The sequence below is a fragment of the Enterobacter sp. BNK-8 genome (assembly GCF_048685095.1).
GTDB lineage: Bacteria > Pseudomonadota > Gammaproteobacteria > Enterobacterales > Enterobacteriaceae > Enterobacter > Enterobacter quasiroggenkampii.
Genome location: NZ_JBLQTN010000001.1, coordinates 2901750 through 2925850, shown reverse-complemented (window position 1 = coordinate 2925850; position 24101 = coordinate 2901750). Strand labels below are relative to the sequence as shown.

At 55.7% G+C, this 24101-nt stretch carries 19 protein-coding genes and 1 tRNA gene; 12 read left to right on the top strand and 8 right to left on the bottom strand.

Annotated features, from left to right (window positions below; genetic code table 11):
• Window positions 1-11: 11 nt before the first annotated feature.
• Entirely contained in the window at window positions 12-2684 is a 2673-nt protein-coding gene (gene rcsD / locus ACMGGU_RS14150; protein WP_045908706.1) for a phosphotransferase RcsD, read from the bottom strand.
• 743 nt (window positions 2685-3427) lie between these two features.
• Here rcsD and ACMGGU_RS14145 point away from each other — a divergent pair.
• The 6 genes from ACMGGU_RS14145 (at window position 3428) to mgtE (ending at window position 10773) form a co-directional block, all read left to right on the top strand.
• Complete coding sequence (locus tag ACMGGU_RS14145) at window positions 3428-4516, top strand: porin OmpC (protein WP_032663173.1); 1089 nt, start codon at window positions 3428-3430, stop codon at window positions 4514-4516.
• Between the two features lie 116 nt (window positions 4517-4632).
• Entirely contained in the window at window positions 4633-5688 is a 1056-nt protein-coding gene (gene apbE / locus ACMGGU_RS14140; RefSeq protein ID WP_045908705.1) for an FAD:protein FMN transferase ApbE, read from the top strand.
• Between the two features lie 72 nt (window positions 5689-5760).
• A complete protein-coding gene (gene ada / locus ACMGGU_RS14135) occupies window positions 5761-6819 on the top strand; it encodes a bifunctional DNA-binding transcriptional regulator/O6-methylguanine-DNA methyltransferase Ada (protein WP_420300671.1) in 1059 nt (352 codons plus the stop codon).
• Window positions 6819-7475 (top strand): DNA oxidative demethylase AlkB, encoded by a 657-nt coding sequence (alkB, locus tag ACMGGU_RS14130; RefSeq protein ID WP_063622154.1) that lies wholly within the window; start codon window positions 6819-6821, stop codon window positions 7473-7475. Before ada ends, alkB begins: the two co-directional genes overlap by 1 nt.
• Window positions 7476-7544: 69 nt before the next feature.
• Complete coding sequence (locus ACMGGU_RS14125; RefSeq protein ID WP_045908765.1) at window positions 7545-9188, top strand: multidrug ABC transporter permease/ATP-binding protein; 1644 nt, start codon at window positions 7545-7547, stop codon at window positions 9186-9188.
• A gap of 148 nt (window positions 9189-9336) precedes the next feature.
• Window positions 9337-10773 carry a magnesium transporter gene (gene mgtE / locus ACMGGU_RS14120; RefSeq protein ID WP_420300670.1) on the top strand — a complete coding sequence of 479 codons (1437 nt, stop codon included), beginning with the start codon at window positions 9337-9339 and terminating at the stop codon, window positions 10771-10773.
• On the opposite strand, the gene ACMGGU_RS14115 is transcribed toward mgtE, so the two are convergent.
• Window positions 10736-12025 carry a SulP family inorganic anion transporter gene (locus ACMGGU_RS14115; RefSeq protein WP_196351919.1) on the bottom strand — a complete coding sequence of 430 codons (1290 nt, stop codon included), beginning with the start codon at window positions 12023-12025 and terminating at the stop codon, window positions 10736-10738. The two genes, mgtE and ACMGGU_RS14115, sit on opposite strands and share 38 nt — an antisense overlap.
• A 187-nt stretch (window positions 12026-12212) precedes the next feature.
• Between ACMGGU_RS14115 and mqo the strand changes: the two genes are divergently transcribed.
• Complete coding sequence (gene mqo / locus ACMGGU_RS14110; RefSeq protein WP_420300669.1) at window positions 12213-13862, top strand: malate dehydrogenase (quinone); 1650 nt, start codon at window positions 12213-12215, stop codon at window positions 13860-13862.
• Window positions 13863-13955: 93 nt separating this feature from the next.
• Here mqo and eco read toward each other — a convergent pair whose 3' ends face one another.
• Window positions 13956-14459, bottom strand: a complete 504-nt coding sequence (gene eco / locus ACMGGU_RS14105; RefSeq protein ID WP_045351839.1) for a serine protease inhibitor ecotin — start codon at window positions 14457-14459, stop codon at window positions 13956-13958.
• 209 nt (window positions 14460-14668) lie between these two features.
• On the opposite strand from eco, the gene ACMGGU_RS14100 reads away from it, so the two are divergent.
• Together ACMGGU_RS14100 and ACMGGU_RS14095 are read left to right on the top strand one after the other, a co-directional pair.
• Window positions 14669-14929: a DUF2534 family protein gene (locus ACMGGU_RS14100; RefSeq protein WP_420300668.1), complete on the top strand. Its 261-nt coding sequence runs from the start codon at window positions 14669-14671 to the stop codon at window positions 14927-14929.
• A gap of 125 nt (window positions 14930-15054) precedes the next feature.
• Window positions 15055-16242 carry an MFS transporter gene (locus ACMGGU_RS14095; RefSeq protein ID WP_420300667.1) on the top strand — a complete coding sequence of 396 codons (1188 nt, stop codon included), beginning with the start codon at window positions 15055-15057 and terminating at the stop codon, window positions 16240-16242.
• A gap of 38 nt (window positions 16243-16280) precedes the next feature.
• On the opposite strand, the gene ACMGGU_RS14090 is transcribed toward ACMGGU_RS14095, so the two are convergent.
• The 3 genes from ACMGGU_RS14090 to ACMGGU_RS14080 all read right to left on the bottom strand — a co-directional run bounded on the left by ACMGGU_RS14090 (window position 16281) and on the right by ACMGGU_RS14080 (window position 18437).
• Window positions 16281-16357: transfer RNA gene (locus ACMGGU_RS14090), tRNA-Pro, on the bottom strand.
• 72 nt (window positions 16358-16429) lie between these two features.
• Complete coding sequence (gene yejM, locus ACMGGU_RS14085) at window positions 16430-18190, bottom strand: LPS biosynthesis-modulating metalloenzyme YejM (protein ID WP_048028179.1); 1761 nt, start codon at window positions 18188-18190, stop codon at window positions 16430-16432.
• A 19-nt stretch (window positions 18191-18209) separates the two neighbouring features.
• Window positions 18210-18437 carry a YejL family protein gene (locus ACMGGU_RS14080; RefSeq protein ID WP_008500958.1) on the bottom strand — a complete coding sequence of 76 codons (228 nt, stop codon included), beginning with the start codon at window positions 18435-18437 and terminating at the stop codon, window positions 18210-18212.
• A 134-nt stretch (window positions 18438-18571) separates the two neighbouring features.
• On the opposite strand from ACMGGU_RS14080, the gene yejK reads away from it, so the two are divergent.
• Window positions 18572-19579 carry a nucleoid-associated protein YejK gene (gene yejK, locus ACMGGU_RS14075; RefSeq protein WP_008500957.1) on the top strand — a complete coding sequence of 336 codons (1008 nt, stop codon included), beginning with the start codon at window positions 18572-18574 and terminating at the stop codon, window positions 19577-19579.
• 50 nt (window positions 19580-19629) lie between these two features.
• Here the strand turns inward: yejK and rplY are convergent, their stop codons facing one another.
• Complete coding sequence (gene rplY, locus ACMGGU_RS14070) at window positions 19630-19914, bottom strand: 50S ribosomal protein L25 (RefSeq protein ID WP_008500956.1); 285 nt, start codon at window positions 19912-19914, stop codon at window positions 19630-19632.
• Between the two features lie 125 nt (window positions 19915-20039).
• Entirely contained in the window at window positions 20040-21800 is a 1761-nt protein-coding gene (locus tag ACMGGU_RS14065) for a DEAD/DEAH box helicase (RefSeq protein WP_262820968.1), read from the bottom strand.
• A 349-nt stretch (window positions 21801-22149) separates the two neighbouring features.
• On the opposite strand from ACMGGU_RS14065, the gene rsuA reads away from it, so the two are divergent.
• Together rsuA and ACMGGU_RS14055 are read left to right on the top strand one after the other, a co-directional pair.
• Window positions 22150-22857, top strand: coding sequence for a 16S rRNA pseudouridine(516) synthase RsuA (gene rsuA, locus ACMGGU_RS14060; protein WP_021241522.1), 708 nt, complete (start codon window positions 22150-22152; stop codon window positions 22855-22857).
• Window positions 22858-22872: 15 nt separating this feature from the next.
• On the top strand, window positions 22873-24069 hold the full coding sequence (locus ACMGGU_RS14055) for a Bcr/CflA family multidrug efflux MFS transporter (RefSeq protein WP_420300666.1): 1197 nt from the start codon (window positions 22873-22875) through the stop codon (window positions 24067-24069).
• The last annotated feature ends 32 nt before the right edge of the window (window positions 24070-24101 follow it).

Below are 24101 nucleotides of genomic sequence, written 5' to 3'. Positions count from 1 at the left end.
AGGCTACCTTGCTACAGCAAGCTTTTGACGTAGGCGTCAATGTCGCTGATGTATTTTTCAATGCCAGAGGCATCTTTCTCACGAATTAGATGTTCCAGCGTTTCACATAACTGCTTGCCGGGAACCAGATTAAGCATGGCAAACACCCCTTTAAGCCGGTGTGCTGTCTGTGCCAGCGCTGCAAAATCATTCGCAGCGGACTCAGTATACAACCGCTTAACATCATCTGGTACTGTATCAACAAAGAGTGAATAGTATCCGCTGGCGTGAAGCTCGGCATTTTCATTACCGCCTAACGGTGATTCCGCTATCTCTTCCTGCGCCAGCTGCTCTTCTATTAGTTGTAGTACAGCTTCCTGCATCGCATTGCTTATATTAAAGTTGACGCGCAGCTGGCCAGGGCCGATTTTCCGCACGCCTGACTCATCATCGCTTAAAAGCAAGCCGGAGGCAGTAAGATTAGACGGATTATCAGTTAAAAACAGATCAAATTCTTGACTTGCAAGTCTTTCATCCGGGGTGATGCAGGCCGCACCCCAGTTTTCTAACTGACGAACGACAATATTGCGGATCTCGTTCGACGTAACATCGACCATCACCACGACATCATCCAGCAGACGCTCTTCATCTTCTTCCTGCGGATTGGCCGCCATTTTCACGTGCAGAGAATAGCGGGTGCCGAGAGATTCACGGGCCTTGATATTGAGATGGCCGCCGAGCTTACGCGCCAGCTGATCGCACAGCCAGAAGGTAAGGGCATTTGCCTTGCCGTAGCGATCGCTTTGCGTGTCATTCAGGAACGGGAAGTGCAGATTATCAATTTCACTCGTGGTGACGCCTTCCCCGGTGTCCAGGATGCGGAACGTCAGGCGGTCTTCTGCCGACTCCTCCGTACTGACTTCGAGGGTGATCTTGCCGATCTGCGTGGTGGTTACCGCGTACTGAATAATCATCAACAGTATGCGGCGCAGCGCTTCACGATCGCCGTGGCGTTCATCATTTGCCGGGAGATTGTTATTGATCAGCAGCTGCAGCCCTTTGCGCTTAATCACGGGCAGGACTTCCGGAACCACTTCATCGATCAGATCCTGAATGGAGAAGAGGGTGGGGGTTCCCTTCCAGAAATCATTCTCCAGCATGTTCGCCAGCTGGATCTCATCAACCATTCTAACCAGCGAGTCGGCCTGACAGGCAAGCTGGTGGCTTTCTGACGTATTTAACGCCGCCGCCTGGGTCGCCAGCGTTTTTAACGGCTGCTTGAAGGCATCGCCAATGTTCTGCATAAATGCGGCGCGCCCCTGCTGGTTTTTCTCATAAAGTCTTTGCGCCTGCTTGAGCTTTTTATTCACCAGCACTTCGCGATCCTGATCGCGGATGATGAAGATTTGCGTACGTGAAGCCACCTGGCTGCGGAACTGGCGGATCTCGTACAGTTCATTGTTGATGGTGGCCTGAATCACCCCCTGGTGCTGATCCGCCATGGTGGTGATGTTCTGCAGGTTAAGATGCGGCAGCAGATGGTCGGCAATTTTATTGCTCATTACCGTACGATTTGCTTCCTGATCGTGAACTAAGACCCCAAGCGGCAGCACGGAAACAATCTCTTCATTCAGCGCGCGTAATACGCGCAGCTCATTGCTGGTACCGGCCGGGACCGCCGCGGCGTCGCTCTGACGTCCCGACTGGAAGCGGAAGGTGCTGTAGCCAAACAGCGCCAGCGCCAGCAGACCGATATTCAGCAGCAGAGGCAGCAGGATATTTTGCAGCGTGTCGAGTAACAGCGTGCCAAACGGCACCTGCCACACTAGGCGCATACCGGTCGAGTTCAGGGATGAGGCAATTTCGATTTTTGAACCGTTAAAGGAGATCGATACGCTCTCTGCGGCCTCTTTGTCAGACGCCGCACGCATGTTCTGGGTGCTGCTGTCGGGCTCCAGACGGAAGCTATCGAGCGGCATGTCCGGCGGGATTAAATCATTAATGGGTAAATCGAAGGCGACCACCGTCGCCAGATGTCCTGGCTGGTTGAAGGTGGTGCGCAGAGTAAAATAATGACCGTTTTGCCAGGCCAGGCGGCGCAGGGAAGAGAAGCTCTCACGTTCATCAAGGGCGTTCGCCTGCTGCAGCATCTCTGCCCGGCGGGAATCGACGATGCTGCCCACGGTGGTCTCTTTAAACCCGGAAGAGAGATCTTTTAACGGCAGCGTTGAGATCAGGATCATGCTGTTGTCCTGACCGTTCAGATAGTACATCGACCATGGCACCGTTTCGGCACCCCAGAGGGTATCCAGATAGGTCGAAATACGCTGCGTCATCTCAAGCGTCGCGCTGTCGTGAGAGCCAAAAATAAGCGCCTCAGTCTTACGCTGCGGTTTTTCGAGGTAATAGACATCCTGCTTAAGCCGTGTCTCCTGAAGTCCATCTCCGGATGAGGAGGCCGGTGCAGCTGCAATATTGTCGTAAATCTGCCAGGTGGCGTAGCGCCAGGTATCGATGCGCTTATGCACGGCGTGGGTGATATCGACGACCTGATAGCTCTTGTCCTTCAGCCAGGCATTAACCGCGCTTTGTACCATCACCCCCATGGTCACTAACAGCACAACGATCAAAAGAAGAAAGAAACGGGTGATGCTCCCGGGGAGGAGGGAGAATTTGCTCGGGGCGGTGGTTTCAGTCTGACTCATTGATATCTTTAACCCGTCATGGTCATGCTCTGTGGCGATAGGGCAGTATAAAGGGTAATAACTGAATTTCCAGCGCCACTGTCCGGGAAAAGGCGACTTTTTCCACGGACAATATCGGCGGCGGGCGGCGCAGTAAACATGTACAAACACGCCGTGCGCGTACAAATAATAAGTGCGCTTAGCCAGCAAATAGCACGAATTAACAAGAAATTAAGTTTTACATCAATTGTGTGTTCGCGAAGGTTGGCCGATGAGAATTTAGTTAATAGTCGTTACAATTTCGGTGCGGTAGCACAAAAAACGAGAAGTTACGTAAAGAAAGGTAAAAAAAAACCGAATGCGAAGCATCCGGCTCAATTAGGGATAAACAGACATTCAAAACTGAATGACGGTAATAAATAAAGTTAATGATGATAGCGAGAGATATTTTAGAGATTAGGTGAGATCTTGTTTTGTCATTCAGTGCTGTAACGATTTTTATTATAACTTATTGATTATTATTGGTATGTTTTTCCTTTTGATTATAAGTGCTAAATTTCTAAGCTATTTGTGCTTTGTAAAAGTTCCTTGATATTTACATTTTGAAACATGTTGATGGATAAATGAAACATCTTCAAAGTTTTCGTATCATATTCGCGTTGGATTATTCTGTAATTTTGCGGAGAATGAAATTGCCGACTGGTTAATGAGGGTTAACCAGTAAGCAGTGGCAATTATAAGGCATATAACAGAGGGTTAATAAAATGAAAGTTAAAGTACTGTCCCTCCTGGTACCAGCACTCCTGGTGGCAGGCGCAGCAAATGCGGCCGAAATTTATAACAAAGATGGCAACAAATTAGATCTGTACGGTAAAGTTGATGGTCTGCACTATTTCTCCGATGACGACAGCGCTGATGGCGACCAGACCTACATGCGTCTTGGCTTCAAAGGCGAAACCCAGGTTAACGATCAGCTGACCGGTTACGGCCAGTGGGAATACCAGATTCAGGGTAACTCAGGTGAGAATGAAAACAACGCCTGGACCCGTGTGGCGTTTGCCGGTCTGAAATTTGGTGACGCGGGTTCTTTCGACTACGGTCGTAACTACGGCGTAGTTTACGATGTAACTTCCTGGACCGACGTTCTGCCAGAATTCGGCGGTGACACCTACGGTTCTGACAACTTCATGCAGCAGCGTGGTAACGGCTTTGCGACCTATCGTAACAGCGATTTCTTCGGCCTGGTTGATGGCCTGAACTTTGCTGTTCAGTATCAAGGTAAAAACGGTAGCGTAAGCGGTGAAGACCAGACCAACAACGGTCGTGAAGCACTGCGTCAGAACGGTGATGGCGTTGGCGGTTCTATCACTTATAACCTGGGCGAAGGCTTCGGTATTGGTACTGCCGTGTCCAGCTCTAAGCGCACCAGTTCCCAGAACGACATGGGCTTCGGTACTGGCGACCGCGCTGAAACCTATACCGGCGGTCTGAAATACGACGCGAACAACATCTACCTGGCTGCTCAGTATACTCAGACCTACAACGCGACTCGCGCAGGCGATCTGGGTTGGGCCAACAAAGCGCAGAACTTCGAAGTGGTTGCTCAGTACCAGTTCGACTTCGGCCTGCGTCCATCCGTGGCTTACCTGCAGTCTAAAGGCAAAGACATCGAAGGTTACGGCGATCAGGATCTGCTGAAATATGTTGATGTGGGTGCGACTTACTACTTCAACAAAAACATGTCCACCTACGTGGATTACAAAATCAACCTGGTTGATGAAAATGACTTCACCCGTCAGGCGGGTATCGGTACTGACGATATCGTCGCGCTGGGCCTGGTTTACCAGTTCTAATCGCGTTAACGTGTGACGTAAGGGGGCCTGATGGCCCCCTTTTTTGTGCTTGCTGCATTCTCACAACGACCCTGTTTTGGTGTACTCTTGCCGCCCTGGCATGAGGATAATAATGAATGGACATGACTTTTTTACGCGCCAGCTTTCTGGCTATGCTTTTTTTCCTGACCGCGTGTAACGATCCCGCGACCGTGGCGAAAACCGATGCACCTGCCGCGACGGTGCTCGAAGGTAAAACGATGGGCACCTTCTGGCGCGTCAGCGTGATGAACCTCGATAAAACACGCACGGATGAACTTCGCGGCAAAATCCAGTCGCAGCTGGACGCCGACGATCAGCTGCTGTCGACCTATAAAAATGACTCGGCGCTGATGCGCTTTAACCTCTCGACCAGCACCTCTCTGTGGCCGGTGAGCGAGGCGATGGCCGATATCGTGACCGAGGCAATGCGCGTGGGTTATAAAACCAACGGGGCGATGGATGTGACCGTCGGTCCTCTGGTGAACCTCTGGGGATTTGGCCCCAATAAACAGCCGGTGAAGACGCCCGAACAGGCGGCCATTGATGACGCCCGCGCCCGGACAGGGCTACAGCATCTGACCGTGATCAACCAGTACGGGCAGCAGTACCTGCAAAAAGATATCCCCGATCTGTTTGTCGATCTGTCAACGGTCGGGGAAGGCTATGCGGCGGATCATCTTGCTGCACTGATGGCGCAGGAAGGGATTTCCCGTTATCTGGTCTCGGTGGGCGGCGCGTTGGTCAGTCGGGGTATGAACGCCAGCGATAAGCCGTGGCGCGTAGCGATTCAAAAACCGACCGATCGGCAAAATGCCGTGCAGGCGATAGTGGATATCAACGGACATGGCATCAGCACCTCCGGAAGCTATCGCAACTATTACGAGCTTGACGGGAAGCGTATTTCGCACGTGATTGATCCGCAGACCGGACGCCCCATCACGCATAACCTGGTCTCGGTAACGGTCATTGCCCCCACCGCGCTGGAAGCGGATGCCTGGGATACCGGATTAATGGTTCTCGGCCCGGAAAAAGCCAAAGAGGTGGTCCGTCAGGAAGGGCTGGCGGTTTATATGATCACCAAAGAGGGCGACGGGTTCAAAACCTGGAGCTCGCCGCAGTTCAACAGTTTCCTGGTCAGCGACAAAAATTAAAAAGCAAGGTTGCGGGTTTTTTATCGGTGGCGCTCAGGCACGCTCTATGTATGCTTATACGAGGAGCCGATCATGAAAAACCCAACCTTAATGACCGATGAGGATCGCTGGCAGGCCGTGCTGGCCCGCGATCCGCTCGCAGACGATCAGTTTGTCTTCGCCGTGCAGACGACGGGCATTTTCTGCCGCCCGTCATGCCGTGCCCGCCACGCGCTGCGTAAAAATGTCCGTTTTTATCCCGATGCCCGGCACGCCGCTCAGGCGGGCTTTCGTCCGTGCAAGCGCTGCATGCCGGACAAACGCGATCCGCAGGCGCAGAAGCTGGCAAAAGTGGAACATGCCTGCCGGCTTCTGGAGCAGGATCCCGCGTTAACCCTGGAGAGACTGGCGGAGCAGGTTGCCATGAGCCCTTTCCATTTCCACCGCCTGTTTAAGTCGATGACCGGCATGACGCCCAAAGCCTGGCAGCAGGCGGCGCGGGGTCAGCGTCTGCGCACCGCGCTTGCGCAGGGAGACAAAATTACCGATGCCGTGCTGGCGGCGGGATTTCCCGACAGCAGCAGCTATTATCGTAAAGCCAACGATGCGTTGGGCATGACGGCGAAGCAGTACCGTAAAGGAGAGGTGGCCGTGCGGTATGCCATCCATGACTGTTCGCTAGGACGCTGTCTGGTCGCCGAAAGCGAGCGGGGGATCTGCGCGATTCTGCTGGGTGACACCGATGCGGAAGTCACCGCAGAGCTTGCCACGCAATTTCCAAAAGCTATGCACGCGCCGCTGGACGACACCTTTGTGCAGCGGATCCACCAGGTCATTGCCAGTATTGATAACCGCGACGTACCGCTTGCGCTGCCGCTGGATATTCGCGGTACCGCGTTCCAGCAGCGCGTCTGGCAGGCCCTTCGCACTATTCCCTGCGGCGAAACGGCAAGCTACCAGCAGGTGGCGCAGGCGATTGGTCAACCCGGTGCGGTACGCGCCGTAGCAGGCGCCTGTGCGGCAAACACGCTGGCAATTGTGATCCCCTGTCATCGGGTGGTTCGCAACGACGGTGCGCTGTCGGGCTATCGCTGGGGGACGGCGCGAAAAGCGCTATTACTGAAACGTGAGGCGAAACGCCGGGAGGAATAATGCTCGATCTTTTTGCGGATGCTGAACCCTGGCAGGAACCGCTTGCGCCAGGGGCGGTGATCCTGCGCCGCTTTGCTCTCTCCCGTGCGGAGGCATTGCTTGCCGGTATTGAAGAGGTCACGGCGGTTTCACCGTTTCGCCATATGGTGACGCCGGGCGGCTACACCATGTCGGTGGCCATGGCCAACTGCGGCGAACTGGGCTGGGCGACAAACGAACGTGGGTATGTGTATGCTCCAAACGATCCCACGACCGACCGGCCCTGGCCTCCCATGCCTGCGGTTTTTCAGGCACTTTGTCACGAGGCTGCCGTGGCGGCGGATTATCCGGATTTTCGTCCTGATGCCTGTCTGATTAACCGCTACGCCGTCGGTGCGAAGCTCTCGCTGCATCAGGACAAGGATGAGCCCGATCTGCGCGCGCCTATCGTTTCGGTATCGTTAGGCCTGCCTGCCGTCTTTCAGTTTGGGGGATTACGCCGCAACGATCCGCTCAAACGCATTATGCTGGAACATGGCGATGTGGTGGTGTGGGGCAGGGAATCGCGGCTTTATTATCACGGCATTCAGCCGCTGAAACCCGGCGTCCACCCCCTCACGGGGGAGTACCGCTTTAATCTGACCTTCCGTCAGGCGGGGATGCGTAAACTAAAATAAGAATTATTCTTGATGTCCGCGCAGGGCAGTTTACACTGCTCGCTGATTTTTATTGTCCGGATTGCCTGCATGCAACTACTTCTCCTCGTCTGGCGTCAGTACCGCTGGCCCTTCATCGCCGTTATGGCGTTAAGCCTGGCCAGCGCCGCACTGGGTATTGGCCTGATCGCGTTTATTAACGTGCGGTTGATTGAAATGGTCGACACCTCGCTCTCCGTATTGCCGGAGTTTCTTGGCCTACTGCTGCTGCTGATGGCGGTTACGCTCGGCTCCCAGTTGGCGCTGACCGCGCTCGGCCACCATTTCGTTTTTCGTTTGCGCAGTGAGTTTATCAAGCGGATCCTGGACACCCAGGTCGAGCGCGTTGAGCAGCTCGGCAGCGCCTCCCTGCTGGCGGGGCTGACCAGCGACGTACGCGCCATTACCATCGCGTTCGTTCGTCTGCCCGAGCTGGTGCAGGGGATCATTCTGACCTTTGGCTCGGCGGCCTATCTCGCCTGGCTCTCCAGCAAAATGCTGGCGGTGACTGCGCTGTGGATCGCCATCACCATCTGGGGCGGTTTTGTCCTGGTGTCACGCGTCTATAAACACATGGCGGTGCTGCGCGAAACCGAAGATAAGCTCTATAACGACTACCAGACGGTACTGGAAGGGCGCAAAGAACTCACCCTGAACCGCGAGCGCGCCGAGTATATCTTTAACCATCTCTATATTCCGGACGCGCGCGAGTACCGGCATCACATCATTCGCGCCGATACCTTCCACCTGAGCGCGGTGAACTGGTCAAACATTATGATGCTGGGCGCCATTGGCCTGGTATTCTGGATGGCGAACAGCCTGGGCTGGGCGGACACCAACGTCGCGGCAACCTACTCGCTGACACTGCTGTTTTTGCGCACGCCGCTGCTCTCGGCGGTCGGCGCGTTGCCCACCTTACTGAGTGCGCAGGTGGCCTTTAATAAGCTCAACAAATTCGATCTCGCGCCGTTTAAAGCCGAATTCCCGCGCCCGCAAGCCTTCCCTGACTGGCAGACGCTGGAGCTGCGTAACGTCACGTTCCGCTATCAGGACAGCGCCTTCTCCGTGGGGCCGGTCAACCTGACGATCCGCCGCGGCGAGCTGCTGTTCCTGATTGGCGGTAACGGCAGCGGTAAATCGACGCTGGCGATGCTGCTCACCGGGCTTTATCAGCCGCAGTCGGGCGAGATTTTACTGGATGGCAGAGCGCTGAGCGCGGAGAAGCCCGAGGATTACCGCAAGCTATTCTCGGCGGTGTTCACCGACGTCTGGCTGTTTGAGCAACTGCTGGGTCCGGAAGGGCAGCAGGCCAATCCTGCGCTGGTGGAAAAATGGCTTGCGCAGTTGCAGATGTCCCACAAGCTGGAACTTCAGGACGGTAAAATTCTCAATCTGAAGCTTTCCAAAGGGCAGAAAAAGCGCGTGGCGCTGCTGCTGGCGCTGGCGGAAGAGCGTGACATCATTCTGCTGGATGAGTGGGCGGCGGATCAGGACCCGCACTTCCGCCGCGAGTTTTATCAGGTGCTGCTGCCGCTGATGCAGCAGATGGGTAAAACCATTTTCGCCATCAGCCACGACGATCATTACTTTATTCATGCCGACCGTCTGCTGGAGATGCGCGACGGCAGGCTGAGCGAGCTGACCGGTGAAGAGCGCGATGCAGCCTCGCGTGACGCGGTGGCGCGCACGGCCTGATGCCCTCACCCTAACCCTCTCCCACAGGGAGAGGGGATAGATCGTAGCCGTAATGCCGATTTTTTCTCCATCCCGCCCCGTTGTTTATTCTTATTTACATATCCTCGCGCTATGCTTAATACCAACTTATTTCATGGATTTATGATTGATGTCGGTATTAAAGAAAAACAGCGCCAGACAGCGTGACCAGGAACGTGCGCGACTGATCTGGCTTCTCACGACCGATAAAGCGGTCACCTCTACGCTATTAGGCAAACTGACCCTGGCTGAGCAATATGATGTCGGCACTTTAGCCGACGATATTGCTGAGGTAGGTGCGCTGGTTGCTCACTTACCCCCGCCGGATCTGGCGGATACCCTGGAAGCGCTTCCCTCGGAAGAACGTCACGCCCTGTGGCGGCTGGTGCAGGATCACGAGCGCGGACAGGTGCTGCTTGAGGCCTCAGAAAACGTCTGGGACGACCTGATCGACGAGATGAGCGACCGGGATATTCTCGACGCTCTGCAAACCCTGGATATCGACGAGCAGATTTACCTGGTTCAGCACCTGCCGCGAAACCTGACCGGCCGTCTGCTGGCGTCACTGCCTGCCGATGAACGCGCGCGCGTGCGTCAGGTGATGCACTACGAGAAAAACAGCGTCGGCGCGATTATGGAGTTCGGCGTGATCACGGTGCGTCCGGACGTGACGCTCGGCACCGTGCAGCGCTATCTGCGTCGCCTGGGCAAAATGCCGGATAACACCGATAAGCTGTTTGTCACCTCCCGGGATAAAACCCTGCTCGGCGAGCTGGAGCTGAAAACCATCCTGCTCAACAGCACCCAGCGGAAGGTGAGCGAGGTGATGGAAAACGAGCCGATGGTCTTCTCCCCGGAGGACGATGCGGAGAAAGCGGCGCGTACCTTCGAACGTGACGACCTCGTGAGTGCCGCCGTCGTGGACTCCGTCGGCAAACTGATGGGGCGTCTGACCATCGACGAGATCGTTGACGTCGTTTATGAAGAAACCGACAACGACCTGCGTGCGCTGGGGGGGATCAGTGCGGGAGATGACGTCCATGCCTCCGTCGGCAAGGCGGTGAAAACGCGCTGGGCGTGGCTGGCCATTAACCTGTGTACCGCGTTTATCGCCTCCCGCGTGATTGACGGTTTCGAACACACCATTTCGCAGCTGGTGGCGCTGGCCTCGCTGATGCCGATTGTGGCCGGAATAGGCGGGAATACTGGCAATCAGACTATCACGATGATCGTTCGCGCGCTGGCGCTGGAGAATATTCAGCCCGGCAACTTCGTCTTTCTGATCTTCAGAGAGATGGGGGTGGCGCTGATCAACGGCCTGGTCTGGGGCGGGATTATGGGGGGCATCACCTGGTGGTTGTATGACGATATGGCGCTGGGTGGGGTGATGATGCTGGCGATGGTGCTGAACCTGCTGGTGGCATCGATGATGGGCGTTATTATCCCGTTGACCATGACCAAACTGGGTCGCGACCCCGCGGTGGGGTCGAGCGTGATGATCACCGCCATCACCGATACCGGCGGTTTCTTTATTTTTCTTGGGCTGGCGACGATTTTTCTGCTTTAAGCCGACGCTTAATGCGGGCGGGAAGCAGCACCATGACGATAATCCCGCCCAGCACGCCAATCGCCAGATTGCCGGTTGATACCGTGGCGGCAACGGTCACCAGCATGACGACCGTTTCTGCAATCGGAGCCGTTTTCAGCGTGGCCGGCTGAAGGCTGTGCCAGCTGAAGGTTTTGACGGCGACGATCGCCATAATGCCCGCCAGCACCGCCATCGGGATGTTGGCCATCACGTCGCTGAGCGCCGTCACCAGGATCAGCAGCACGATGCCCGCAGCGAAGGTTGAAATGCGGCTTCGGCCTTTTCCCATCTCCACGTTAACGATGGTTTGTCCGATCATCGCGCAGCCCGCAATACCACCGTAAAATCCGGCCAGGATATTGCCGACGCCTAATCCAATGCTTTCGCGGCGTTTACTTGACGGCGTCGCGGTCAGCTCATCCACCAGCTTTGCGGTCAGCAGGGATTCCAGCAGGCCGACAAACGCGATGCTCAACGCGCACGGCCAGATTATGCTCAGCGTCTGGAGATTGAGAGGGACCAGAAGTTCACTAAGACCCGGCAAGCCGCCGCTCATGGCGCCTTCATCGCCCACGGTCGGCAGGCTTTGCCCGGTTGAAACGGTAAACAAGGTTAACAGCACAATCGCAATCAGTGGGGAAGGGATGCTTTTGATATAGCGCGGCACCCACAGCACGATCAGTACCGTCAGCACGAACAGGCCCACAATCAGCGGGCTTCGGCTCCAGAAATGGGGAACCTGCGCAAAGAAAATCAATATCCCGAGGGCGTTAACAAACCCGGTCATGACCGACTGGGGAATAAAGCGCATCAGCCTTGCCATGCCCAGCACGCCAAACAGAATCTGAATCACGCCAGCCATGAGCACGGCGGGAAGAATGTACTGTACGCCGTGCTGATGCACCATGGGCCCAATAACCAGCGCCACGGAACCGGCCGCGGCCGTGACCATCGCCGGGCGACCGCCCAGTACGGACAGGGCAAGACAGAGCACCACGGAAGCGATCAGGCTGACCTTCGGGTCAACGCCCGCCACCACGGAAAATGAGATGACCTCGGGGATCAGCGCCAGGGCGGTAATCACGCCCGCCAGCGTTTCACGCGTCAGCTGCTTAGGGGAACGCAGCACGCTGGCGACACGGTTTTCGGGAGATAAAGGAGAATGGGGTAGGGACATAACGTTTCGCTGGTTAGGGCAGGCTTCCGTGCGCGCGATCACAAAACGCAACATACTAGCCCGTTAAACCGCCCTTTACCAGACGCTTCGATAATTCCTCACAAACAATCCATCATTAAATTTCACAATTACAATAATTTCGTAACCTTTAAACAATATTTAAAAGTTGTTACCGTGCCCCCGCAGCTTTTTTCACCTGCAATTTCCACGCATCAAGCACTTTTACACTAAGGCATAAATTATGAAAAAAATGACTGCCATGCTCTTTTCTCTGGCCGTGGGGCTTAACACCGTCTCCATGGCGGCGAAAGCTGACGCACCAAAAGAGCAGGAAACGGACGTCCTTTTAATCGGTGGCGGTATCATGAGCGCCACGCTGGGAACCTATCTGCAAGAACTGCAGCCGGACTGGTCAATGACCATGGTCGAGCGCCTTGATGGCGTGGCGCAGGAGAGTTCGAACGGCTGGAACAACGCCGGTACCGGCCATTCGGCACTCATGGAACTGAACTATACGCCGCAGAAAAAGGACGGTTCCATTAGTATCGAGAAAGCGGTAGAGATCAACGAGGCGTTCCAGGTTTCTCGTCAGTTCTGGTCTCACCAGGTCAACAGCGGCGTGCTGCACGACCCGCACTCCTTTATCAATACTGTACCGCACATGAGCTTTGTGTGGGGCGAGCAGAACGTCAACTTCCTGCGCGCGCGCTACGCCGCACTGCAGCAGAGCACACTGTTCCGCGGGATGAAATACTCTGAAGACCACGCGCAGATTAAAGAGTGGGCTCCGCTGGTCATGGAAGGTCGTGACCCGAACCAGAAAGTGGCGGCGACCCGTACCGAAATTGGTACCGACGTCAACTACGGTGAAATTACCCGTCAGCTGGTGACGTCTCTGAAGAAAAAAGAGAACTTCAACCTGCAGCTCAGCACCGAAGTGCGCGGTTTCAAGCGCAACGCGGATAACAGCTGGAGCGTGACCGTTGCCGATCTGAAAAACAATGAAGCCGAGCACGTCATCAGGGCGAAGTTTGTCTTTATCGGTGCGGGCGGCGCGGCGCTGAAGCTGTTGCAGGAGTCCGGCATTCCGGAAGCGGACGACTACGCGGGCTTCCCGGTCGGCGGTCAGTTCCTGGTGTCCGATAACCCGGAAGTGGTGAACCGTCATCTGGCAAAAGTGTACGGTCAGGCTTCCGTGGGCGCGCCGCCAATGTCTGTTCCGCACATTGACACCCGTATGCTTGACGGCAAACGCGTGGTGCTGTTTGGACCGTTCGCGACCTTCTCCACGAAGTTCCTGAAAAACGGCTCCCTGTGGGATCTGCTGAGCGCAACCACCACCTCTAACGTCAAGCCGATGATGGACGTGGGGCTGGATAACTTCGATCTGGTGAAATACCTGATTAGCCAGGTGATGCTCTCTGACGACGACCGTTTCGAGGCGCTGAAAGAGTACTATCCGCAGGCGAAGAAAGATGACTGGCGCCTGTGGCAGGCGGGTCAGCGCGTACAGATCATCAAGCGCGATCCGAAAGAGGGCGGTGTGCTGCGTCTGGGCACCGAAGTGGTGAGCGATAAGGACGGCACCATCGCCGCGCTGCTGGGTGCGTCACCGGGTGCATCTACCGCTGCGCCAATCATGCTGCACCTGATGGAAAAAGTGTTTAAAGATAAAGTCGCCAGTCCGGAATGGCAGGCGAAGCTGAAGACCATTATTCCATCCTACGGCACGAAGCTGAACGGTAACGTGAGCGCGACGGAGCAGGAGCTGGAATACACCAGCCGCGTACTGCAGCTGCAGTACATCAAACCACAGGCTGCGGATGCTGCGCCAAAAGCGGAGCTGAAGCCTCAGCCGGAAAACAAACCGGTTGCGGATATCGCGCTGTAAGGTAAAAAAGCCGGGTGGCGCTGACGCCTACCCGGCCTATGTTCGGTGTTGTTTTGTAGGTCGGGTAAGGCGAAGCCGCCACCCGACTTAATTTCAACGTACGACAGCCTGCTCAATCTTCTCTTCAGCCTTCCACACGCGATACTTCACTTCCACGTTTTCAGGCGTATAAACCACGATCGGCAACTTGCTGTTGTAGCGCAGCAGGCTATTGTCGCCCAGATACGCTGTCACAAATTTCTTCTCTTTCTTGCCATCCGGGCAGGCCATCATGGTGGAGACCGGCGAGGTCACTTTATCAAAGACGTAGTAGTCGTAACCCCAGCCTTCCAGCGTTTTGCTTTCCAGCTGACCACCCAGGCGATGCTGGTTGCAATCCACTTCCAGCGTCTTGCCAATTAACAGCTCTACTTTGAAATTCGCTTCATCCTGCTGTGCCGGCAGCTGGATCACCTGACGCTTCATCCCTTTATCCGCTTTCGGATACGGGGCGACTTTTTCCAGCGGCTGCTCTTTAGGGGTTTCGCTGGCGAAAGCACTGGTGCTGACACACGCGGCGGCGATGAGTGCGATGGCAAATTTAGGTGCGTTTTTCATTGTCATTCCTTTATGTCAAAACGATCCTGCACAGGTTAACATATCAACTATGAATGATTGGTGTTATTTACTTACATTTTCAATATGAATAGCGTAATAAACCACATATTTGCCATTTAAGTAGAGATTCGTACTGGCGTGGAGTCCGGCAGGCGTTTGTGTTATTTTAGACCCTCTATAATGTTATTCATCTGTAAAAGGGAAGAGAGATGGTTCGTGCAAAACTGAAAACGCCTGAAGGCCGCAAGTTCCTCCTGGCGCTGCTGGTTGTGTTTATGATTGCTGCCGCGTGCGTGGGGCGGGCCACCATTGTTGGCGTCATCGAACAGTACAACATTCCTCTCTCTGCCTGGACAACCAGCATGTATGTCCTGCAATCGGCGATGATCTTTGTCTACAGCCTGGTGTTCACTGTGCTGCTGGCCATCCCGCTGGGCATTTTCTTCCTGGGCGGACGTGATATACACTAGACGCCGATTTGCGATATCGAAGCCATCCTGCGGGGTGGCTTTTTTTATGTCTAATAATTTTTATTCGCATTTCCAGGATATTCTGTTTCGAACAAGACAGTTCAACATGAAGCAGGAGATGCGCAATGTTATCCCGGTTTGCAACGCTCAGCCGGATCCCGAAAGGAGTCTGGGTGGTGGGCGGCGTCAGTATGTTAATGGATATCTCCTCGGAGATTATTCACAGCCTGCTGCCGCTGTTTATGGTGACGACGCTGGGCGCCAGCGTTATTTTCATTGGTTTGATTGAAGGTCTGGCTGAGGCTACGGCGCTGTTTATCAAGGTGTTTTCCGGCGCCATCAGTGACTATCTGGGCAAGCGTAAAGGACTGGCGGTTCTGGGCTACGGTCTTGGCGCATTGAGTAAACCGTTGTTCGCTATCGCCTCTTCTTCCGGCATGATCCTTGGGGCGCGCTTAATCGACCGGGTCGGGAAGGGGATACGGGGAGCGCCGCGCGATGCGCTGGTTGCTGACGTTACGCCGGCGGAACTTCGCGGCGCGGCCTTTGGGCTGCGTCAGTCGATGGACACCGTCGGCGCATTTCTCGGGCCGCTGCTGGCCGTAGGATTAATGCTGCTGTGGAACAATGATTTCCGCACGATTTTCTGGATCGCGGTGATCCCCGGCGTGCTCGCCGTGGCGCTGCTTTTCTTCGGCCTGCATGAGCCGAAAACGCCCGTCGAACATAAACGCACGAACCCCATCAAAAAAGAGAACCTCAGGCGTCTCGGGAAAGGCTGCTGGTGGGTCATTGGCCTGGGGGCCATCTTCACGCTCGCACGTTTCAGTGAAGCCTTTCTTGTGCTGCGCGCACAGCAGTCGGGGGTGGCGCTGGCGCTGATCCCGCTGGTGATGGTGGCCATGAATCTGCTCTATTTCCTCTCTGCCTATCCGTTTGGCAAGTTATCGGACGGGATGAGCCACACCCGATTACTGCAGTGGGGCCTGGTGATGCTGATTGGGGCAGATATTGTGCTGGCGCTGAGCACCCACTGGGCTGGAATGCTTCTGGGCGTTGCGCTTTGGGGAGTGCATATGGGGATGACGCAGGGGCTGCTGGCGGCAATGATTGCGAAAACTGCGCCTGCGGATCTGCGCGGTACCGCTTACGGCATTTTTAGTCTGGTCAGCGGCGTGGGATTGTTAGTCGCCAGCCTGGGCGCCGGGGTCATCTGGGAAACGTTTGGCGCAGAATATACGTTCTATGCCGGAGCGGTGATTTGCCTGGTTACGCTGGTGTACCTGCGCAAAACGCCGGACGAGGCGAAATAAAAAAACCAGCCATAAGAGGCTGGTTTTCAATGTGTTTTTGGTCGGCACGAGAGGATTTGAACCTCCGACCCCCGACACCCCATGACGGTGCGCTACCAGGCTGCGCTACGTGCCGACGCATAGAAAGAATACTACTCGATTCCGTTTCGAATGCAAGGGAATCCGTCGCTAACTGGTTTATTATTAATCAGTTAGCGACGAAGCGCTTCTCATCCGTCAGGACCTGCAGCAGCAGGCTCAGCTGCGGTTTCTGGTCTTTCAGCCGCTCACCCTGCAGATTATACGTCTGATAATTCCCGTTGTTGTTCAGCACCAGCGTCAGCTTCGGCGTGGTCACCACCAGCGTATTATTCCCCGCAGCCGTGACCCAGTTATGACGGCGCGCGGCGCTGAAGAGATCCTGCCCCTGGGAATACTCATTGGCAGGCGTGCTGACGTGCAGCAAGCGTTGCATCAGGGTGGTCATCACATCTTTATGCTCGGTGAGCATATTGATGCGCTGCGCCGGCGTACCCGGCCAGTGGATGACCAGCGGAACCTGCAGGTTCGGGCGTGACCAGCTCATGCTCTTCGTCTCGTCACCTAACGGGACGCCATGGCCTGCGGTCACGATCACCACGGTGTTATCCAGCTTGCCGGACTCACGTAGCGCGTCAAGCACGCGGCCAATCTGCGCATCAACATCACCCGCCGCGCGGCCGTAGCGGCGCGCGAAATCACTCTTATTGCTGTTAGCAAGCGTAGTGCCGTTAAAGGAAACCCATGAGAACCAGCGGTTATCTTCCTGGGCATAGCGCTGGAGCCAGTTTATCCATTGGCTGGCGGTCTGCGCATCGGACTGATTTTGTGCCGCTGGCAGTGAAAAATCAGACAGCAGCGCCTGGCGGTAGAGCGGGCTGTTAAAGCCATCGGATGAGAACAACCCTAACTGATAGCCCTGCTGATTCAGCCCGGTGATCAGCGCCGCAGGTGTGCGGGTAGAGAGTACGCCGTCCATATATCCGGCTGAAATGCCATAGAAGAGGCCAAAGATGCCTGCGTCGGTTGTGTTACCGGAGCTCATATGCTGAGTAAACGTGACGTTTTGACTCGCGAAATCGGCCAGCGCAGGCATCTGCTTCTCGTAACGGGAATAGTTCAGGCCATCGACGGTGATCAGCAGGACGTTTTGCCCGCGGCCCATATCGCGATAGCGCAGGTCGCTCAGCGGATACTGCACGCTGACGGCTTCCGGGTTACCCTGCTCGATAAGACGTCGCTGGTACTCCTGCGCATCAAGCAGGCCATGTTTTTCGAGGAAGCGACGTGCCGTCATTGGGTACGAGAGCGGCAGGTTCGCGCGCTGCATGGTAATAGGGCGATAGAAGTTCGCATCCGCCCAGATATACATGATGTGCGAACTGATAAAGGAGACGAAGAAGAGCGCGGCGACGGGCTTCGCGTAGTGGCGTCGCCGGGTCAGGCTGCGCAGTTTTTGCCAGCTCCAGGTGGCAAACAGCATCTCAATCAACAGGATCACCGGGACGCTGATAAACATCAGCTGCCAGTCACGGGCCGTTTCGTTCTGGTCGGGGTTAATCACCAGTTCCCAGACGATGGGGTTGAGATGCAGGTGGAAGCGGGTGAACACTTCACTGTCGATAAGCAGCAGCGTCATCCCCACCGTCGCAAGGATAGCGGACAAGAATCGCATCAGACGCTGCGACATGACGATAAACGTCAAGGGGAACAGGATCAGCAGATAGGTGGCGAAAACCAAAAAGCTAAAGTGACCGACAACGCTTATCCAGGAGTAGATACGCCCGGTGAGCGTTGTTGGCCAGTCTGCGACAAACAGATAACGACAGCCAATGACCGTCGCCAACAGAATGTTGAACAGGGCAAACCAGTGCCCCCAGCTGACCATCTGGGAGACTTTTTCACGGTAGCGCTGACGATTCGTCACCATAAACTGTTGTTCGTATCCCTTAATGGGCCGGGTCGTTGCTGACGGACGACTGTAAAGCCTGGGCGAAAGATTTTGCGATCGCCTGACGCTGAGCCGGAGCAACGCTGGTGTTAATCAGATTGGTGACCATATTTCCCAAAACCATCAGGGAGAGATCGGTCGGCGTTTTATGTTTTTCCAGTACGTTGACCAGCTCACTGAGCAGTTGTTCAACGTGTTCATCACTGTAGCGGGAATGTTGTGGCATAAATCAAAATCAGTTTGTTGATGAAAGGGCAACATATTACCGTAGCAACAGCTTTTTTTCCCCTTTTTTATCTGTTGTTGCACACATGTCCTGGTGGTGGTTGAATACCGCCCGGTCTAAAAGGAGAGTTTATCATGAGTCTGGAAATCAACCAGATTGCCTTGCACCAGCTTATCAAGCGCGATGAGCAAACCCTTGAAGTGGTGCTACGCGATTCGTTACTGGAACCTACGGCGACCGTTGTGGAGATGATGGCAGAGCTGCATCGCGTCTACAGCGCCAAAAATAAAGCCTATGGGCTGTTTAGCGAAGAGAGTGAACTGGCCGATAGCCTGCGCCTGCAGCGCCAGGGTGAAGAGGATTTCCTGGCGTTTAGCCGTGCGGCAACCGGGCGTCTGCGCGACGAGCTGGCGAAATATCCGTTCGCTGACGGTGGGATCGTGCTGTTCTGCCACTACCGCTACCTGGCGGTCGAGTATCTGCTGGTTACCGTGCTGAATAACTTAAGCAGCATGCGCGTGAACGAGCAGCTGGATATCAGCTCGACGCATTATCTGGATATCAACCATGCGGATATCGTGGCGCGTATTGATTTGACCGAGTGGGAAACCAACCCGGAATCGACCCGCTACCTGACTTTCCTGAAGGGACGCGTGGGTCGCAAAGTGGCGGATTTCTTCATGGACTTCCTCGGTGCCAGTGAAGGGCTTAACGCCAAAGCGCAGAACAAAGGGCTGCTCCAGGCGGTGGACGATTTCACAGCCGAAGCGCAGCTTGATAAATCTGAGCGCCAGACGGTGCGCCAGCAGGTTTACAGCTACTGCAACGAACAGCTGCAGGCTGGGGAAGAGATTGAGCTGGAGTCGCTGTCAAAAGAGTTGGCGGGCGTCAGCGAAGTCAGCTTCCAGGAATTTACCGCAGAAAAGGGCTATGAGCTTGAAGAGAGCTTCCCGGCGGATCGCAGCACGCTGCGTCAGTTAACCAAGTTTGCCGGCAGCGGCGGCGGGTTAACCATCAACTTTGATGCGATGCTGCTGGGGGAACGTATCTTCTGGGACCCGGCCACCGATACGCTGACCATTAAGGGGACGCCGCCGAATCTGCGCGATCAGCTTCAGCGCCGCACCTCGGGCGGTAAATAGCAGGCACAAAAAACCCCGCAGAAGCGGGGTTTTTTTCGACAGGTTTGCGATTACGCGCGAACGAAGTCGATGTGAGTCAGTTTTGGCTTGAACGCGTGACGCTGAACAGCCTGAACTTTCACTTTTTCTTCTTTACCGCCAACAACGATGGTCAGAACTTCGCTGTAGAATTCAGCTTTGGTCTGCAGGTTCCACAGTTTGTCGTGATCCAGTTCGATTGCAACTGGAGCAGCTTCGCCACCGTAAACGATAGCCGGGAACTTGTTAGCGGTACGCAGGCGGCGGCTCGCACCCTTACCCTGCACGTTACGTACTTCTGCTTCGATAGTAAACATTGATTTCTCTCTGTATTTAAAACCCTACTACAGGCGACCCAGCAGCAGGTGAGTGTTCTGCCTCACGGATGTGAAGCGGGCGGCATTTTATACTCAAATGCCCCTCACATCAATGAAAAGTCCCGCTACCCGCGCAATTCGTTGGCGCGACGGAAGCGACCTTCGTAGTCGAAGAGTTTTTCGCGCACCTGCCAGAACTGACCTTTTTTGCGGGCGACCACAAAATCCGGATGGCGCAATAGCACCTGCTGGCGCACGATATCGGCCACGGTGATCCAGCGCAGGGGCACGCCCGGAGTGCGGGTGTGCGGGCGGATAAACAGCTGTTCGAAGGCCGTTCGCTGAGCTGGCGTCTGAAGCCGGAAGCGCTCGCTGACGTCCGCCCCGTCTTCATCGTAATAGGTGATTTTCAGCCATTCGCCTTTTTCATCGGCACCGGGCTGCAACGCCATGCCGGAACAGCGCAGCACCAGCGCATCTTTCAGCTTTAATGCCGCTTTCAGCATGTCGTCCGGGTCAACCAGCACCGTGTCGCACTCCCGACAGCGGCGAGCGGCAATGTCATTTTCGGCGTTGCACTGCGGGCAGTTTTTAAAGCGGAAACGAAAATCGCACTGCTCGCGATGCCCGTCATCATCTTCAAACCAGCCCTGACAGCGGCGGCCAAAATGTTCGATCAGCGTGCCGTCGGCGGTGGTTTTGCCCCAGAAGGTGTTGGCAAACCCGCAGGCAGGGCAAAAGACCTGCACGGGCACGTTGTCGCTTTTCCCTTTTGGCGCGCCGACCTCAGGCGTATAGAGATCGTGCGGGTTACCGGCATAATCCAGAATCAGGCAGTCGGTTTTCCCCGGCGCCAGACGCAGGCCGCGGCCAACAATTTGCTGATACAGACTGACCGATTCGGTCGGACGCAAAATAGCGATCAGGTCGACGTGCGGGGCGTCAAAGCCGGTGGTCAACACCGACACGTTAACCAGATAGCGGAACTGCTGGGCTTTAAAGGCCTCAATCAGGCGGTCGCGCTCCGGGCCGGGCGTCTCGCCGGTGATGAGCGCCGCGTCGCCGGAGGGCAGTAACCCGGTGATTTCGCGTGCGTGCTCAACGGTGGCGGCAAAGATCATCACCCCTTTGCGCGTCGCGGCGAACTCCTCAATCTGGCTGATGATATGCGGCGTAATGCGCTTTTGCTTTTTCAGCTCCTGGTTAAGATCCGCTTCGCTGAATAACCCGTTGCTCTGCGCCTGCAGGCGGCTGAAGTCGTACTGCACCACCGGCATATCCAGCCGTTCAGGCGGCGTCAGGTAGCCATGTTTAATCATGTAGCGCAGCGGAAGCTCGTAGATGCAGTCGCTAAACAGGGCCTTGTCATCGCCGCGCACCATGCCGTGATAATGGTAGCGATAGATCCAGCCTTTCCCCAGACGAAACGGGGTCGCCGTCAGGCCCAACAGGCGCAGCTGAGGATTCACCTCTTTCAGGTGGGACAGGATTTGCTGATACTGGCTGTCGTCGTCATCGCTGATGCGGTGACATTCGTCGACAATCAGCAGCGAAAATTCGCTGCGAAACAGATCCAGATTGCGGGCCACCGACTGCACGCTGCCAAACACCACTTTGCCGTGGCTCTCTTTACGCTTTAGCCCGGCGGCGAAAATGTCGGCTTCCAGTCCAAGCGCACAATACTTGGCATGGTTTTGCGCGACGAGCTCTTTAACGTGCGCCAGCACCAGCACGCGGCCGCGGGCCAGACGCGCCAGTTCGGCAATGACCAGGCTTTTGCCTGCACCGGTCGGCAGCACAATCGCCGCCGGCTCGCGATGTTTGCGGAACCAGGCGAGGGTGGCGTCAACGGCTTCCTGCTGATAGGGACGAAGTGTAAAAGTCATAGGGTCTCGGTTTCTTTATTCCGCACATATACCCGTCATACTTCAAGTTGCCTGTGCGTTGGCTGCACTCGTTCACCCCGGTCACTTACTTATGTAAGCTCCCGGGGATTCACTCCTTTGCCGCGTGACTCGGCCTGTGGCCTCGCCCCTACGGGGCCAGCGCAAGCGCTGTTCAAAACGCTATAGGCGTTTTGTCATGCAACTCGAATTATTTAGGGTATAGATAGTATGCCACGAAACTTTTTCCCTTGAGTGGCGCAACCAGACCATTATACTGAACCGTTCCAGACTGCTTCTTTTTTCGGACCTGTTGTCCGACTTCCTGCACCATTAAGGCTAAAAAGATTTCATGCGACTTGATAAGTTTATCGCTCAGCAACTCGGCGTAAGCCGCGCTATTGCCGGGCGCGAAATTCGCGCCAGCCGAGTTACCGTGGATGGCGACATTGTGAGAGACAGCGCTTTCAAACTGCAACCTGACCATCAGGTGGAGTATGACGGCAATCCGCTGACCCAGCAGCACGGTCCGCGCTACTTCATGCTCAATAAGCCGGAAGGCTACGTCTGCTCAACGGACGATCCGGATCACCCGACGGTGCTCTATTTCCTCGACGAGCCGGTGGCGCACAAGCTGCACGCCGCAGGTCGACTCGATATCGACACCACCGGGCTGGTGCTGATGACCGACGACGGTCAGTGGTCGCACCGCATCACCTCTCCACGCCACCACTGCGAGAAAACCTATCTCGTGACGCTGGAGTCACCGGTGTCGGATGACACGGCAGAGCACTTCGCGAAAGGCGTTCAGCTGCATAATGAAAAAGATCTGACCAAACCGGCGGTGCTCGAAGTCATCACCCCGACCGAGGTCCGTCTGACCATCAGCGAAGGGCGCTATCATCAGGTGAAACGTATGTTTGCCGCGGTGGGGAACCACGTTGTTGGCCTGCATCGCGAACGGATTGGTGCGATTGAACTCGATCCCGACCTGGCGCCTGGCGAATATCGCCCGTTAACGGAAGAAGAGATCGCCAGCGTCGGTCTGCCTTCGCACTAATTTCAGGAGAACTCTGTGACCACCAGGCCACACTCGTCGTTCAAAATCGTCTTCATTCTTGGCCTGCTGGCCATGCTGATGCCGCTGTCTATTGATATGTACCTGCCCGCGCTGCCGGTCATTTCCGCGCAGTTTGGCGTTCCGGCGGGCAGCGCGCAGATGACGCTCAGCACCTATATTCTTGGCTTTGCCCTCGGCCAGCTGTTTTATGGCCCGATGGCCGACAGCCTTGGACGCAAGCCGGTCATTCTGGGCGGGACGCTGGTCTTTGCGGCCGCAGCGGTTGCCTGCGCGCTGGCGCAGACTATCGATCATCTGATTATCATGCGTTTCTTCCACGGTCTGGCGGCGGCAGCGGCAAGCGTGGTGATTAACGCCCTGATGCGCGATATCTACCCGAAAGAAGAGTTCTCCCACATGATGTCGTTTGTCATGCTGGTGACGACGATTGCGCCGCTGGTGGCCCCGATGGCCGGTGGTGCGGTGCTGGTGTGGTTCAGCTGGCATGTGATTTTCTGGATCCTGGCCCTGGCCGCGCTGCTGGCCTCCGCAATGATCTTCTTCTTTATTGATGAAACGCTTCCCGTCGAGCGCCGCCAGAAGTTTCACATCCGAACCACAATTGGTAACTTTGCCTCGCTGTTTCGCCACAAGCGCGTGCTCAGCTATATGCTGGCGAGCGGGTTCAGCTTCGCCGGAATGTTCTCCTTCCTGAGCGCCGGGCCGTTTGTCTACATCGAGCTGAACCACGTTTCGCCGCAGCACTTCGGCTATTACTTTGCGCTTAACATCGTCTTCCTGTTCATTATGACCATCATTAACAGCCGCTTTGTCCGACGGGTGGGGGCGCTGAACATGTTCCGCGCCGGGCTGTGGATCCAGTTTGTGATGGCGATCTGGCTGGTGGTGAGCGCGTTTCTGGGTGTGGGCTTCTGGGCGCTGGTGGTCGGCGTGGCGGCCTTTGTCGGCTGCGTGTCGATGGTGTCATCCAATGCGATGGCGGTGATTCTGGATGAGTTCCCGCACATGGCAGGAACCGCATCTTCCCTGGCCGGGACATTCCGCTTCGGCATCGGCGCTATCGTCGGCGCGTTGCTTTCGATGGCCACCTTTACGACGGCATGGCCCATGCTGTGGGCGATGGCTTTTTGCGCAACCAGCTCGATACTCTTCTATCTTTACGCCAGCCGACCGCGAAAAGCGGTCCACTAAAACACAGAGAAGGCCCGGCAGGGCCTTTTTTG

Coding starts and splice junctions, on each gene's coding strand:
- mgtE (WP_420300670.1), top strand. CDS start 9,337: ATGTCGGTATTAAAGAAAAACAGCGCCAGACAGCGTGACCAGGAACGT.
- mqo (WP_420300669.1), top strand. CDS start 12,213: ATGAAAAAAATGACTGCCATGCTCTTTTCTCTGGCCGTGGGGCTTAAC.
- ACMGGU_RS14065 (WP_262820968.1), bottom strand. CDS start 21,800: ATGACTTTTACACTTCGTCCCTATCAGCAGGAAGCCGTTGACGCCACC.
- alkB (WP_063622154.1), top strand. CDS start 6,819: ATGCTCGATCTTTTTGCGGATGCTGAACCCTGGCAGGAACCGCTTGCG.
- rcsD (WP_045908706.1), bottom strand. CDS start 2,684: ATGAGTCAGACTGAAACCACCGCCCCGAGCAAATTCTCCCTCCTCCCC.
- rplY (WP_008500956.1), bottom strand. CDS start 19,914: ATGTTTACTATCGAAGCAGAAGTACGTAACGTGCAGGGTAAGGGTGCG.
- ACMGGU_RS14145 (WP_032663173.1), top strand. CDS start 3,428: ATGAAAGTTAAAGTACTGTCCCTCCTGGTACCAGCACTCCTGGTGGCA.
- yejK (WP_008500957.1), top strand. CDS start 18,572: ATGAGTCTGGAAATCAACCAGATTGCCTTGCACCAGCTTATCAAGCGC.
- yejM (WP_048028179.1), bottom strand. CDS start 18,190: ATGGTGACGAATCGTCAGCGCTACCGTGAAAAAGTCTCCCAGATGGTC.
- ACMGGU_RS14115 (WP_196351919.1), bottom strand. CDS start 12,025: ATGTTGCGTTTTGTGATCGCGCGCACGGAAGCCTGCCCTAACCAGCGA.
- rsuA (WP_021241522.1), top strand. CDS start 22,150: ATGCGACTTGATAAGTTTATCGCTCAGCAACTCGGCGTAAGCCGCGCT.
- ACMGGU_RS14125 (WP_045908765.1), top strand. CDS start 7,545: ATGCAACTACTTCTCCTCGTCTGGCGTCAGTACCGCTGGCCCTTCATC.
- apbE (WP_045908705.1), top strand. CDS start 4,633: ATGGACATGACTTTTTTACGCGCCAGCTTTCTGGCTATGCTTTTTTTC.
- ACMGGU_RS14100 (WP_420300668.1), top strand. CDS start 14,669: ATGGTTCGTGCAAAACTGAAAACGCCTGAAGGCCGCAAGTTCCTCCTG.
- ACMGGU_RS14095 (WP_420300667.1), top strand. CDS start 15,055: ATGTTATCCCGGTTTGCAACGCTCAGCCGGATCCCGAAAGGAGTCTGG.
- ACMGGU_RS14080 (WP_008500958.1), bottom strand. CDS start 18,437: ATGCCACAACATTCCCGCTACAGTGATGAACACGTTGAACAACTGCTC.
- ada (WP_420300671.1), top strand. CDS start 5,761: ATGAAAAACCCAACCTTAATGACCGATGAGGATCGCTGGCAGGCCGTG.
- eco (WP_045351839.1), bottom strand. CDS start 14,459: ATGAAAAACGCACCTAAATTTGCCATCGCACTCATCGCCGCCGCGTGT.